This window comes from Zobellella endophytica, from assembly GCF_003012775.1.
Lineage (GTDB): Bacteria > Pseudomonadota > Gammaproteobacteria > Enterobacterales > Aeromonadaceae > Oceanimonas > Oceanimonas endophytica.
Genome location: NZ_PXYG01000006.1, coordinates 142,958 through 155,809 on the forward strand (window position 1 = coordinate 142,958; position 12,852 = coordinate 155,809).

A 12,852-nucleotide genomic window follows, 5' to 3' on the forward strand; every position below is an offset into this window, starting at 1 on the left:
TGCGTTTAGGCACCCTGCAATGACCTTGATTGTCCGGTTACGCACGCGTTACGCTGCGGAAAATGTATTTATCTTATACCAAATGTCAAGCCGGATCGCTTTTTGCTGCCCCCATGAGACCACAACCCGGCCCTCGAGTTCAACCGGGCTCGATGGCCCGGATATGGCGGCGCACCGAAAAGCCGGAGGCCAGCAGGCTGAGCAGGGTGCCGGTCAGGATCAGCCAGAGGCTTTCCCGAAAACCCAGCCCCAGCAGGTGGAAATCGCTCAGGTAGAGCGCCGCCAGGGCATTCACCTTGTGGCTGAGCCAGAATACCATCACCAGGGTCAGCCACCAGGCCAGCAGGCCGCCGATAATGCCGTACCACAGGCCGACGTATAAAAACGGTCGCTGGATAAAGCCGTCGGTGGCCCCCACCAGCTTCATCACCTCGATTTCGTAACGGCTGTTGAGGATGTTGAGCCGCAGGGTGTTGCTCACCACCAGCAAGACCCCGGCCAGCAACAGTACCGCCATGCCCACCACCGCCTGGCGCAGCAGATCCACGATGCCCGACAGCCGGGCCAGCCAGGCCATGTCCAGCCGGGCGGTGTCGACCGCCGGCTCGGTTTGCAGATCCGCCAACAAGACCTCGGCCGCCTCGGGATCCCGCCCGGCGGCGGACAGGTTGAGGATAAACACCGCCGGCAACGGGTTGTCTTCGAGCAGTGACAGGGCTTCGGCAAAGCCGGCGGCACCGCTGAAATCCTCCAGCCCCTGCTCGGGGCTGATGTAGCTCACCTGCTCTATCTGCTCCATGGCGGCGAGCCGTTGCTGCAAGTCGGTCAGTTGCCGCTCGTCCACGCCCTGTTGCAGGTAGAGGCTGATCTGCGCCTTGCTCTGCCAGAATTGGCTGACCGACTCGGCATTCTTCAACAGCACGTAGAAGCTGGCCGGCAACGCCAGGCTGACCCCCAGCACCGCTATGGTCATCAGCGAGCTCAGGGGCGTGCGCCACAGTTCGCCCAGGCTGGCGAACAGCTGGCGCAGGTGATCGACCCAATACATGGCCAGCCGCTGGTGCCAGGCCAGTTTATGTGTGCTCATGCGCTTTCCTCCGCCTGCATGCGACCGGCATTGAGGGTCAGGGTGCGGTAGCGCAGGGAGTTGATCAGGCCGGTGTCGTGGGTGGCGATCAGCACGCTCACTCCCACCCGGTTGAAGGCTTCGAACAGGCGCAGTATCTCCATCGACAGCTCCGGATCCAGGTTGCCGGTGGGCTCGTCCGCCAGCAGCAGCGAGGGTTTGTTGACGATGGCCCGGGCGATGCCCACCCGCTGTTGCTCGCCACCGGAAAGCATGGGCGGAAAATAGCGATCCTTGCCGTGCAGCCCGACCTTGTCCAGCGCCGCCGATACCCGCCGGCGGATATCCTGGTGGCTGTAGCCTTCGATCACCAACGGCAGCGCCACGTTGTCGAACACGGTGCGCCCATTGATCAGGTGATGGTCCTGGAAAATCATACCGATACGCCGGCGCACATAGGGAATGTCGCCCCGGCCGATGCGGCTGACGTCCTGGCCGTTGAAGAACACCCGGCCGTCGCTGGGCCGCTCCATCACGCTGATCAGCTTGAGCAGGGTACTCTTGCCGGCTCCGGAGTGGCCGGTCAGGTACGCCATCTCCCCCTTTTCCAGGTGGAAGCTGACTTTCTGCAGGGCCTGAAAGCCACCGCTGTAAACCTTGCTAACCTGCTCGAAGCGGATCATTTATTCTTCCCGGCTGAAGAGAGCGTCGATAAATTCTTTTGCGTTGAAGGGGCGCAGGTCATCGATCTTCTCGCCCACCCCGATGTAACGGATAGGAATACCAAATTTGTCGGCCACCGCGAAGATCACCCCGCCCTTGGCGGTGCCGTCCAGCTTGCTCAGGGTGATACCGGTGATGGGCACGGCATCGTTGAAGATCTTGGCCTGGCTCAGGGCGTTCTGGCCGGTGCCCGCGTCCAGGGTCAGCATGATCTCGTGGGGCGCGGCGACATCCACCTTCTGCATCACCCGCACGATTTTTTTCAGTTCCTCCATCAGGTGCGCCTTATTCTGCAGGCGACCGGCGGTGTCGGCAATCAGCACATCCACCTTGCGCGCCTTGGCCGCCTGCACCGCATCGAAGATGACAGAGGCGGCATCGGCGCCGGTGTGCTGGGCGATAACGGGAATATGGTTACGCTCGCCCCACACCTGCAGCTGCTCCACCGCCGCGGCACGAAAGGTATCGCCGGCGGCCAGCATCACCGACTTGCCCTCGGCCTGGAACTGGCGCGCCAGCTTGCCGATGGTGGTGGTCTTGCCCACGCCGTTCACGCCCACCATCAGGATCACATAGGGCTGGTGTTCGCTGTCGATCGTCAGAGGCTGATCCACCTTGGCCAGGATCTCGCCCAGCTCTTCCTTCAGCAGCTCATACAGCGCCTCGCCGTCTTTCAGTTGCCGGCGGCTGGCCTGACGGGTCAGGTTGTCGATGATCGACATGGTGGTTTCCACCCCCAGATCGGCGGTGAGCAGCTGGGTTTCCAGCTCCTCGAACAGGTCATCGTCGATCTTCTTGCCCCGGAACAGGCCGAAGAAGCCGGAGCCCAGGTTCTGCCGGGTCTTGAGCAGGCCCTGCTTCAGGCGGGAAAAGAACCCCTGCCTGGGCGCCTTGGCCACTTCCGCCTGTGCCCGGTCGGCGTCTTCAGCCAGCCTTGCCTGCGCCGCCGCTTCTTCCTCGGCGGCCAGACGGGCCTCCTCTTCCACCGCCTGACGGGCTTCCTCCGCCGCCTGCGCCTCGGCCGCCAGCCGCGCTTCCTCCGCCGCCTGCGCCTCGGCCGCCAGCCGCGCTTCCTCCGCCGCCTGCGCCTCGGCCGCCTGCCGCGCTTCTTCCGCCGCCTGCGCCTCGGCCGCCTGCCGCGCTTCTTCCGCCGCCTGCGCCTCGGCCGCCTGCCGCGCTTCTTCCGCCGCCTGCGCCTCGGCCGCCAGCCGTGCTTCTTCCGCCGCCTGTGCCTCGGCCGCCAGCCGCGCTTCTTCCGCCCTGGCCGCCGACTCCTGCTCGTGCAGCGCTTCTTCCACCTCCGCTGCCGCGCCGGCTTCGGCCTCCGATTCTATTGCCGGTTGCTCGACCGTCGTTTGTTCTTCCGCTGTTTCCTGCTGTTCTTTGTTTTTGCCAAAGCCCAGCCAGGAAAAGAAACCTTTCTTCGCCATCCTGCTCTTACTCACTTTATCTCGGGACGATTAGGGCTGGCCGCGACTCGGCCCCTTCATTAGAATACTCGCCCCTTGGGGGTGCAAAACCGCCTTATACTAGCACTTTATTGAAAGACGGCGAAACGAGATGGCAAAAGCAAAACCGGCAAGACCCTCCTCGGCGGGCACCGGCCAGATCCGCCTTATCGGTGGTCAATGGCGTGGGCGCAAGCTGCCGGTGCTCGACGGCGAAGGGCTCAGGCCCACCACCGACCGAGTGAAGGAAACCCTGTTCAACTGGCTGATGTTCGACACTCGCGGCAGTCGTTGCCTGGATCTGTTTGCCGGCAGCGGCAGCCTGGGCTTTGAGGCACTGTCACGGGGGGCCACCGAGGTGGTACTGGTAGAAAAAGACACCCGGATCGCCCGGCAGTTGCAGCACAACCTGGCCAGCCTGCCCGGGGCCCGGGGCCAGGTCGTCAACGCCGATGCCCTCGACTACCTACAGGGGACGGGCACTCCCTTCGACCTGGTTTTTCTCGATCCGCCGTTTCACCGGGAACTGCTGCCGGCCGTCTGTCGGCTGCTCGAACAAGGGGGCTGGCTGACTGACGAGACCAAGATCTACATCGAACGGGAACCGAGCCCCGAGCCGCCGGCCCTGCCCGTTAACTGGACTCTGCTGAAAGACAAGCGAGCCGGTCAGGTCTGTTATCAACTTTATCAAAGGGAGCAAAGTGAATGAGGATATTGAATATCCTGATGCGATTGGTCATGCTGGTGTTCTGGGGCGGCATTGTCTATGCGCTGTTCGGCCCGGAAATCGAAGAGGTCGGCTCCATGCCGCTGATCCTGGGCGGCGTGGTGCTGTTTATGCATCTGCTGCAGGTGCTGATGCTCAGGCAGGTCGCCGGCGTGCTCCACCCGACGCCCAGGGATTATATCGAAGTGCTGGTATTCGGCTCCTTCGCCATGCATCGCCACCGTGCCCGCCTGAAAGCGCTGATGGAGCAGAAACGCTGATCACCCGCCGTCAGTCGGCTGCGGCTTCGTGTCCGCATTGCCAGCAGAATTCGAAGCTACCGGCGTTGTGCTCGCCACAATGCCGGCAACACCAGGAACGGCCGCTACCCTGCCGATAGCGGGTTAAAATCGCCCGCGCCTTAGTCAGATCCCGGGAGCGGACCAGCAGGGTGACTTCCGCCGCGTTGACCGGCAGTTCGCCCAGGGCACCGGCCAGCGCCTCCCCCCGCAGTTGCACCGCGATGCCACTGACCTCGAAGGCCCCTTTGAGGGTGTGGGCCTCGAGACTGTTGGCCGCATCATAAATCCGGATCCACTCGCTCATACGCCCCCTTTGCCGGTACGGCAGATAGAAAAAGGGGGTGACATCGTGTCACCCCCTTTTGGGTTGTCGTATGGTTCAGTCCTTAAACCAAATTGCTCCCTGCATTCCCTGACATTACCTTATCCTTAAGGTGTTCCTCTTCCCGATCCGTCGGTGTGTCCTTTGGTCATCCTGACTGCGGTTCATCCTGAGCCGCTACACTATCTCCGTCCTGGGAGGTGTCCCTTACCGCATCCTGCGGGGTTCCTTTCGCCTTCCTAGCAGCCCGTCGTCCTGACAGACTTCATTGCTCCTTGCCCTTCTAAATATAGAGCAGTTTTAAAATCCCTCAAGGAGGTGAATTTGACAAAAATACCGTGCTTATCCCCACCAAAGAATCAAGCAATTGTTATATAAAAAGAAATTTGTTTTTCCCGGCAAAAACGTCCTACAGAAAAACGTTTTCGATGCACCTTACTTGAGAGATCTCTTACAAGAGAGCGGGAGAAAATCCACTGGCCGCCACCCAGCCCGAAAACACTGGCCCCGGCTTAGGCCGCCGACTAGGATAGGGGCAGACTCAGGCAAGGAGCAAAGATGAATACATCGCTACTGACTTCTCCGCTGGTGGACCCCAACTGGCTGGCGGCCCACCTGCACGACCCCGATCTGGTGGTGCTGGACGCCAGCTGGCACATGCCGGCGGCCAACCGTGATGGCAAACAGGAATGGCGCAGGCAACGCATCCCCGGTGCCCGCTTTTTTGATTTTGATCGCCAGATAAAAGATCAGGATAACCCCCTGCCCCATATGCTGCCGGACGAAGCCTCTTTCTCGCGCGCACTGTCGGCACTCGGGGTGAGCAATGATCGGCACATCGTGATTTACGACAGCAGCGGCATCTTCTCCGCGCCCCGAGCCTGGTGGATGTTCCGCGCCATGGGTCACGACCAGGTGGCGGTGCTGGATGGCGGCCTGCCCGCCTGGCAGACTCAGGGATATGCCCTGGAATGCACCGGGCCCACGCCGGTCATACCGGGGCATTTCGTGGCCAGACGACAGCCCCGCTGGGTAGCCGATGCCGAGCAGGTGGCAGCGGCCCTGATCGACCCTCGGGCCCGGGTGCTCGATGCCCGCAGCCGGGAGCGTTTCAGCGGCGAGGCGGCGGATCCCAGGCCCGGGGTTCGGCCCGGCCATATGCCCGGCGCCCTTTGCCTGCCCTTCGGAGAACTGCTGGCGGAAGGCCGGCTGCTGCCGAAGGCACAGCTGGAACAAAAGCTGGCGCCCCTGCTGCGGGAAGATCAGCGATTGCTCTGCAGTTGTGGATCTGGAGTCACCGCCGCCATTCTTGCCCTGGCCGCCACCCTGATCGGTCACCCCGACGTTGCCGTTTACGACGGCTCCTGGGCTGAATGGGGCGGTTCCGCCACCCTGCCGGTACAGCAAGACAGCTAAAAAAATACCCGCCGGAGGCGGGTATCGGTGTTGCGTCGATGCGCTTATTTAGTGGCACTGGGCCGTGCCGCCACCCCCATCTTCAGCGCCAGCCAGATCACCAGCACCAGGGTAATCATCACGGAAAGGTAGTTGGTTCCCATTTCCGGAAACTGGGTGCGCAGGAATGCCGAGTAACCGAATACCCCAATCAAAAAGCTCAACAGGGTACAGAGGGGGGTGTCGCCCTCCATGGGTACACTCAGGTATTCCTGATACAGCATGTGTGCCGCCAGCACCAGGGCGATAATGGGGAAAATGGAAAACGCCAGCTCACTGACGCTCAGGGTGGCCAGAGTGGCATTGCCACATACACCAACCAGCAGCGCCAACAAGATAGGTTTACGGCGAATTTGCTTACTTCCTGACATGGTCATCCTTCCTACTGTAGGGCTTATAGCCGTTTTGCCTTGTTATATGCATCTGCGCCCTTGGCAATCATGCGCAGCTGCAGGATCATGCGCTCGGCCAGCACCGAGCGCTCCATTTCATTCATATCCAGCGCCTCGGCCCCGGCACTGAACACTATGGTTACCATGGTCTGGGCCTGTACTTCCGCATGGTTGCGGCTGGTATGCTGTTTCTCTTCCAGGTAGTCGGTCAGCTCGGCGGTAAAATGCTGTATTTCCCGCGCCACTGCCTGGCGAAACGCCGCCGAGGTGCCGGAGCGTTCCCTCAGCAGCAGGCGGAACACGTCCGGGCTGCTGTCGATGAACTCCATGAAGGTCTTGACCGAAATCTGGATGACGCTGCCGCCGTCGGCGATACGCTGGCGGGCCTGACGCATCAGCTGGCGCAGGGTCAGTCCGCCTTCGTCGACCAGCGTCAGTCCCAGCTCCTCCATGTCTTTGAAATGACGGTAGAAGGAGGTGGGCGCCAGCCCCGCTTCCCGCGCCACCTCGCGCAGGCTCAGGCTGGAGAAGCTGCGCTCGGCACTCAACTGGCGAAAAGCCGCGTCGATCAGCGAGCGCCGAGTTTTTTCTTTCTGTTCAGCGCGAATGCCCACGGCACACCAGGGTCCAAACCTCAATGGCCGGATCATACCTTTTTGTGTGAACCCGGTCAGCCCCGATTGGTCAATTTATGATTGACCCTGCACCGGCTAGGCATGAAAATAGTGTACAGTTGTTCGCTCAATGGATACCAAGATGCGCAAACCTCCCTTGTTATGGACCAATGCCATCCTCTTTGCCAGCACCGGGCTGGCGGCGGCGGTGCTGGTTCCCTGGTACGGACTGACCCAGGGCTATGACGGCTGGCAATGGCTGGCCATGCTGCTGCTGTTCAGTTACAGCTGCCTGTCGATCACCGCCGGCTACCACCGGCTGTGGGCCCATAAAGCCTACGACGCCCACCCGCTGATCCAATGGCTGTTCGCCCTGGGCGGCGCCTTGTCGCTGCAGAACTCCGCCTATCGCTGGTGCGCCGATCACCGTCGCCACCACCGCCATGTGGATGATATGGACAAGGATCCCTACTCCGCCAAACGCGGCCTGTGGTTTTCCCACATGGGCTGGATGCTGCGCGACTACCACCCGGAGGACGACAGCAATATTCCCGATCTCAAGCGCAATGCCATACTGCAGTTCCAGCACCGGCATTACCTGGCGCTGACCCTGGCCATGAACATCGGTTTGCCGGTGCTGCTCGGCCTGTGGCACGGGGATCTCTGGGGCATGCTGCTGATGGCGGGCGTGCTGCGCCTGTTCCTCGGCCACCATGTCACCTTCTTCATCAACTCCCTGGCTCACTACTGGGGGCGCCAGCCCTACACCAGCAAGAACACGGCGCGGGACAACGACATCCTGGCGGTGCTGACCTTCGGCGAGGGTTACCACAACTTCCATCACCTGTTCGAATACGACTACCGCAACGGCATCAGCTGGTGGCACTACGACCCCACCAAGTGGCTGATCCGTTCCCTGAGCTGGCTGGGCCTGGCCAGGAAGCTGCGCACCTGCCCCCAGGAAAGGATCGAGCAGGCCAGGCTGGAACGCCGGCTGGAAGTAACCCGCCAGAAGATACTGCGCCGGCAGCAGAATGCCGACACCGAGCAGTGGCTGGCCCTGTTGCACAGCGAATACGAGCGCCTGCTGGCCCAGCTCAAGGACTACTACCAGGTGCGCAAATCCTTGCTGGAGCTGAAGAAAAAGGCGGCACGCTGCAAGTACGAAGAGCTCAGGCTCAAACTCAGCTGCGACGAACTCAAGGCCGCCTTTACCACCCAGCGGCGCAACTGGCTGAAGCTGACCACCCAGTTTGCTTAAAGACACCAGGCGGGGCATCCCGCCTTATTTTTTGCTAAAAATTCTAGCACCATCACCGTTATTCCCTGCCCAGTTAGCTTCCCTTTGACAAAAACGCTGCAAAACACCATAGTCTTCGCCATTTTTAACCGACGACGACTGTACGGTCAGCTTTACAGTCCGCAGGAGCAGCAAGACGTGGAAACAAGAGCTCAGTTCAGCAGCAAGCTGGGATTCGTGATGGCCGCCGCCGGCTCGGCCATCGGCGTGGGCAATATCTGGGGTTTTCCCACCCAGGCGGCCAGCAACGGTGGCGGCGCCTTCCTGCTGGTTTACCTGCTGTTCATCTTCCTGCTCGGTTATCCCATGCTGGTGGCGGAAATCACCATCGGCCGCCATGGCCAGGCCAGCCCCTTCCGCGCCCTGCAGCAACTGACCGGAAACCCGGCAGGCAAGGCCATCGCCGGCCTGGTGGGGCTGGCGGCGGTGGTGACCGTGAGCCTGATCTTCACCTTCTACGCCATCGTTTCCGGCTGGTTTGTCGCCTATGCCATCGCTCCTGTCGCCAACCTGGTCGGCGCGACCGACAGTGCCGGCTGGCTGACCGGCTTCTCCGTCTCCCGCAACCTGGTGTTTACCCTGCTGTTCGCCCTGCTCAGCCTCTACGTGGTCAGCCGTGGCCTGGAGCAAGGCATCGAAAAGTGGTCCCGCCGGCTGATGCCGCTGTTGCTGCTGATGCTGGTGCTGCTGACCGGCTACATGCTGCTGCAGCCGGGTGCCGGAGCCGGCCTCAGGGCCTACCTGGTGCCGGACTTTTCCCGGGTGCTGCATGGGGAGGTACTGATCGGCGCCCTGGGACAGAGCTTTTTCTCCCTCTCCCTGGGCGCGGCGGTGATGATGCTGTACGGCTCCTACCTGAGCCGCCAGGCCAGCATCCCCGCCCTGGCCGCCCAGGTGACCCTGCTGGATACCGGCGTGGCCTTCCTCGCCGGCCTGTTGATCCTGCCCGCCATGTACGTGGCCCAGCACAACGGCGTGGAGATCTTTGCCGCCGACGGCAGCCTGCTCAGCTCCGATACCCTGGTGTTCTCGGTATTGCCGGCATTGTTCGACACCATGGGTCCGGCCCGGTATCCGGTGGCCTTCGCCTTTTTCGTGCTGATGATCGTCGCCGCCCTGACCTCCTCCATTTCCATGCTCGAAGCCCCGGTGTCGCTGGCCATGGAGTCCACCGGCCTGTCCCGGATCCGGGCCACCTGGCTGATGACGGCGTTGTGCACCTTGATCAGTGTGGTGATAGTGTTTAATTTTGGCAGCCTGTTTGGACTGGTGATCACCCTCACCACCCAGTATGCCCAGCCGCTGGTCAGCCTGTGCATCACCCTCTACGCGGGGTGGGTCTGGCAGCGCAACCAGGTGCTGGCCGAACTGAAGTCCGGCTGCCCCGGGCTGGAGCAGGGCCTGTTCTGGAAAATCTGGCCCTGGTATGTCCGCCTGGTGTGTCCGGTACTGGTGCTGGTGGTGATCGTGCAGTCGGTGGGCGGCTGAGGCCGCCCTTGGGCAATCTATCCGAGGTGAGTCGAAAGGCAATGAAATCAGCCGAGCTGTTGTATCGCGTGCAATTTATCAATGCGGGCAAGCATTATGAAATCTATGTGCGGGAAGTAACCCAGGGCAGCCTGTTCGGCTTCGTGGAGCTGGCGGACTTCGTGTGGGACACCCGCACCTCGCTGCTGGTGGATCCGGCGGAAGACAAGCTGAAAAGCGAGTTTGCCGAGGTAAGCCGTACCTATATTCCCCTGCATCAGATCCTGCGCATCGACGCGGTGGAAAAACGTGGCGCCGCCCGGCTCACCGAGCTCGGTGACAAGGTCACCCCCTTTCCCACCCCCATCTATACGCCCAAGCCGGGCAACTGACAGCAAAAGGGCCGCGATGCGGCCCTTTATTCAGTGAACTGCGCCGGCAGCATCGCTGAAGGCGGCCAGGCTGGTGCCCTGTTCTTCTTCGGCCAGCGCCAGCAGGAAGGCATATTCCCGGGCCAGCTCCCGATACGCCTCGAAACGCCCCGATTTCCCGCCGTGGCCGCTGTCCATGTCGCAATGCAGCAGCAGCAGGTTGTCGTCGGTTTTCATCTCCCTGAGCTTGGCCACCCACTTGGCGGGCTCCCAGTACTGTACCTGGGAGTCATGCAGTCCGGTGGTCACCAGCATGTGCGGATAGGCCTGGGGCTTGACCTGATCGTAGGGGCTGTAGGACTTCATGTAGTGGTAGTACTCGGGCTCCTGCGGATTGCCCCATTCACCGTACTCCCCGGTGGTCAGCGGCAGCGACTCGTCCAGCATGGTGGTCACCACGTCCACGAAGGGCACCGCGGCCACCACGCCCTTGAACAGCTCCGGCTCCATATTGATCACCGACCCCACCAGCAAGCCCCCGGCACTGCCGCCGGAGGCGAACACCCGCTCCTTGTCGCCATAGCCCTGCATCACCAGCTCGCGGGTCACGTCGATAAAGTCGTGGAAGGTATTCTGCTTGCTGAGCAGGCGGCCCTGCTCGTACCAGTCGCGCCCCAGCTCTTCGCCGCCGCGCACATGGGCGATGGCGTAGACGAAGCCCCGGTCGAGCAGGCTCAGGCGGGCGCTGCTGAAATCCGGGTCCATGCTGGCGCCATAGGAGCCATAGGCATACACCAGCAGGGGATTGCTGCCGTCCTTCTTGAACTTGTCGGCCCGGTAAACCAGCGACACCGGCACGCGGGTGCCGTCCCGGGCCTCGACCCAGAGCCGCTCGCTGCGGTAATCCTCGGCGTTGAACCGCTCGCCCACGTACTGCTGCTTCAGTTCGCGCCGCTCCTGGGTATCCATGTTCACTTCATAGGTGGTCACCGGCCGGGTCATGGACGAATAGCCGTAGCGCAGCCAGGGGCTGTCGTCCTCGGGATTGGCGCCCAGCCAGGTGACATAGGCCGGATCGTCCAGGCGGATCTGGTGCTCGCGGCCGTCCCGGTGATGGATCTGGCGCAAATGCACCAGCCCCTCGCGGCGCTCCTCGAGCACCAGCCAGTCGCGGAACAGGGCGAAGCTTTCCAGCAGCACCTCGTCCCGGGCCGGGATCAGCGGCTGCCACTGCGCCGGCTCGCCGTTGTCGGCCAGGTAGAGGCCGAAGTTGGCGCCGTCCTTGTTGGAGCGCACATAGAAGCGTCCCTGGTAGTGCTCGAGATCGTATTCATGACCGCGCGCGCGCGGCAGAAAGACCCGGGCCGGAGCGGTGGGATCGTTCGCCGAGATCAGGCTCAGCTCGCTGGAATCCGTATTCCAGGAACCGATCACGATATAATCGTCGGAACGGCTCTTGTAGATGCTGGTGTAGAAGCTGGCGTCCTTTTCTTCGTACATCAGCACGTCCTCGCTCTGGGGCGTGCCCAGGGTATGGCGGTAAACCTGGTAGGGCAGCAGGGTCTTTTCATCCTGCCTGACGTAAAACAGGGTCTTGCCGTCGTTGGCCCATTCCAGGTTGCCGGAGGTGTTTTCCAGCACCTCCGGGTAAAGCTCGCCGGTCTGCAGCGACTTGAAGCGGACCTGATACTGGCGGCGGGATACGAAGTCTTCGGCGAACGCCAGGGTCTGCTGATCCGGGCTCACCGCCAGCTGGCCCAGGCCGTAATAGGACTGGCCCCGGGCGCGCTCGTTGCCGTCCAGCAGCAGTTCCACCTGCTCGGGGTGGCCGTCGGGGTAGCGTTCGATGATGCTGTATTCGTGGCCCTGCTGGTAGCGGGTCTGATACCAGTAGCCGTTCTTCAGGTAGGGCACGGTGCTGTCATCCTGGCGGATACGCGCCACCATTTCCTGGTACAGACTTTCCTGCAATTCGTTCAGCGGAGTGAGCACCTGCTCACTGTAGTTGTTTTCCTGCTCCAGGTAGGTCAGCACCTCGGGATCATCGCGTTCGTCATCCCGCAACCAGTGATAGTTGTCGACCCGGGTATCACCGTGGTGAGTCAGGGCATGGGGTATCTTTTTGGCCGTTGGCGGCTTCATTTCCAAATCAGCACCTTTCGCATAGGGTTTGGCACAAGCCACCCATGCTAACATCAGGCAAAGCCTTACCCTATTACGCACGTTCCGCTCCTCTGGTTGCAAACGTTCAAATATTAACCATTCGGAATGGAACTAACCAAGATTTTTGTTAAAAAGTGAGGGAATAAGCATAAAAAAGTTCGTTTGGAGCCGGCGGTTACCGGCTCCGGAGGGGAAGTGATTACTTACGTCGCCAACTGCCGTCGGCCAGCTGCACATACTGCCCGCTGGGCGTCCTTTCGATATTCAGCTGTCCGGCCCGGCTCTGCACCACGGTCAGGCTGGTGCCGGTACGCCGGGCGATGTCCTGGTAGCTTTCCAGCCGCTTGCGATTGATATCGCTGACAATGGCATTCACCCGGCCGTTGGACTGCACCGCCCCCACCAGGCCATTCTGCTGCTCACCGATCAGCCCCTGCTGCTTGGCCTGCTGCAAATCCAGTGCCCAGGCCGACCAGCTCAGGGTCGCCGCCAACAATAGCGCTAACCACCGCATCTAACCCCC

14 protein-coding genes are annotated in these 12,852 nt (G+C 61.7%); 6 read left to right on the forward strand and 8 right to left on the reverse strand.

Annotated elements, in window-relative coordinates:
* Positions 1-139: 139 nt before the first annotated feature.
* Genes ftsX through ftsY form a run of 3 tightly spaced genes read right to left on the reverse strand, consistent with a single transcriptional unit; the run spans position 140 to position 3,219 of the window.
* Entirely contained in the window at positions 140-1,087 is a 948-nt protein-coding gene (ftsX, locus tag C7H85_RS14060; protein ID WP_106730328.1) for a permease-like cell division protein FtsX, read from the reverse strand.
* Positions 1,084-1,749 carry a cell division ATP-binding protein FtsE gene (ftsE, locus tag C7H85_RS14065; RefSeq protein ID WP_106730329.1) on the reverse strand — a complete coding sequence of 222 codons (666 nt, stop codon included), beginning with the start codon at positions 1,747-1,749 and terminating at the stop codon, positions 1,084-1,086. The genes ftsX and ftsE overlap by 4 nt, the downstream gene beginning before the upstream one ends.
* Entirely contained in the window at positions 1,750-3,219 is a 1,470-nt protein-coding gene (gene ftsY / locus C7H85_RS14070) for a signal recognition particle-docking protein FtsY (protein ID WP_106730330.1), read from the reverse strand. It lies immediately after the preceding gene.
* Positions 3,220-3,349: 130 nt separating this feature from the next.
* Here ftsY and rsmD point away from each other — a divergent pair, with 130 nt between their 5' ends.
* The gene (gene rsmD / locus C7H85_RS14075; RefSeq protein ID WP_106730331.1) at positions 3,350-3,946 is read left to right on the forward strand and encodes a 16S rRNA (guanine(966)-N(2))-methyltransferase RsmD; all 597 of its coding nucleotides are present in this window, start codon (positions 3,350-3,352) and stop codon (positions 3,944-3,946) included.
* Positions 3,943-4,224 carry a DUF1145 domain-containing protein gene (locus tag C7H85_RS14080; protein WP_106730332.1) on the forward strand — a complete coding sequence of 94 codons (282 nt, stop codon included), beginning with the start codon at positions 3,943-3,945 and terminating at the stop codon, positions 4,222-4,224. The genes rsmD and C7H85_RS14080 overlap by 4 nt, the downstream gene beginning before the upstream one ends.
* A 10-nt stretch (positions 4,225-4,234) precedes the next feature.
* On the opposite strand, the gene C7H85_RS14085 is transcribed toward C7H85_RS14080, so the two are convergent.
* Positions 4,235-4,549, reverse strand: a complete 315-nt coding sequence (locus C7H85_RS14085) for a putative signal transducing protein (protein WP_106730333.1) — start codon at positions 4,547-4,549, stop codon at positions 4,235-4,237.
* A gap of 576 nt (positions 4,550-5,125) precedes the next feature.
* Between C7H85_RS14085 and sseA the strand changes: the two genes are divergently transcribed.
* On the forward strand, positions 5,126-5,983 hold the full coding sequence (gene sseA / locus C7H85_RS14090; protein WP_106730334.1) for a 3-mercaptopyruvate sulfurtransferase: 858 nt from the start codon (positions 5,126-5,128) through the stop codon (positions 5,981-5,983).
* 44 nt (positions 5,984-6,027) lie between these two features.
* Here the strand turns inward: sseA and C7H85_RS14095 are convergent, their stop codons facing one another.
* Both C7H85_RS14095 and fabR read right to left on the reverse strand, forming a co-directional pair.
* On the reverse strand, positions 6,028-6,393 hold the full coding sequence (locus C7H85_RS14095; protein WP_106730335.1) for a YijD family membrane protein: 366 nt from the start codon (positions 6,391-6,393) through the stop codon (positions 6,028-6,030).
* A gap of 23 nt (positions 6,394-6,416) precedes the next feature.
* Positions 6,417-7,028 carry an HTH-type transcriptional repressor FabR gene (fabR, locus tag C7H85_RS14100; RefSeq protein WP_106730336.1) on the reverse strand — a complete coding sequence of 204 codons (612 nt, stop codon included), beginning with the start codon at positions 7,026-7,028 and terminating at the stop codon, positions 6,417-6,419.
* A gap of 142 nt (positions 7,029-7,170) precedes the next feature.
* Here fabR and C7H85_RS14105 point away from each other — a divergent pair, with 142 nt between their 5' ends.
* The 3 genes from C7H85_RS14105 (at position 7,171) to C7H85_RS14115 (ending at position 10,187) form a co-directional block, all read left to right on the forward strand.
* Positions 7,171-8,289 carry an acyl-CoA desaturase gene (locus C7H85_RS14105; protein ID WP_106730415.1) on the forward strand — a complete coding sequence of 373 codons (1,119 nt, stop codon included), beginning with the start codon at positions 7,171-7,173 and terminating at the stop codon, positions 8,287-8,289.
* Between the two features lie 177 nt (positions 8,290-8,466).
* Positions 8,467-9,816 (forward strand): sodium-dependent transporter, encoded by a 1,350-nt coding sequence (locus C7H85_RS14110; protein ID WP_106730337.1) that lies wholly within the window; start codon positions 8,467-8,469, stop codon positions 9,814-9,816.
* A gap of 41 nt (positions 9,817-9,857) precedes the next feature.
* Positions 9,858-10,187, forward strand: coding sequence for a DUF1820 family protein (locus C7H85_RS14115; RefSeq protein ID WP_106730338.1), 330 nt, complete (start codon positions 9,858-9,860; stop codon positions 10,185-10,187).
* 30 nt (positions 10,188-10,217) lie between these two features.
* Here C7H85_RS14115 and C7H85_RS14120 read toward each other — a convergent pair whose 3' ends face one another.
* Both C7H85_RS14120 and C7H85_RS14125 read right to left on the reverse strand, forming a co-directional pair.
* The gene (locus tag C7H85_RS14120; RefSeq protein ID WP_106730339.1) at positions 10,218-12,362 is read right to left on the reverse strand and encodes a S9 family peptidase; all 2,145 of its coding nucleotides are present in this window, start codon (positions 12,360-12,362) and stop codon (positions 10,218-10,220) included.
* A gap of 166 nt (positions 12,363-12,528) precedes the next feature.
* Complete coding sequence (locus tag C7H85_RS14125) at positions 12,529-12,843, reverse strand: YdbL family probable chaperone protein (protein ID WP_106730340.1); 315 nt, start codon at positions 12,841-12,843, stop codon at positions 12,529-12,531.
* Between the last annotated feature and the right edge of the window lie 9 nt (positions 12,844-12,852).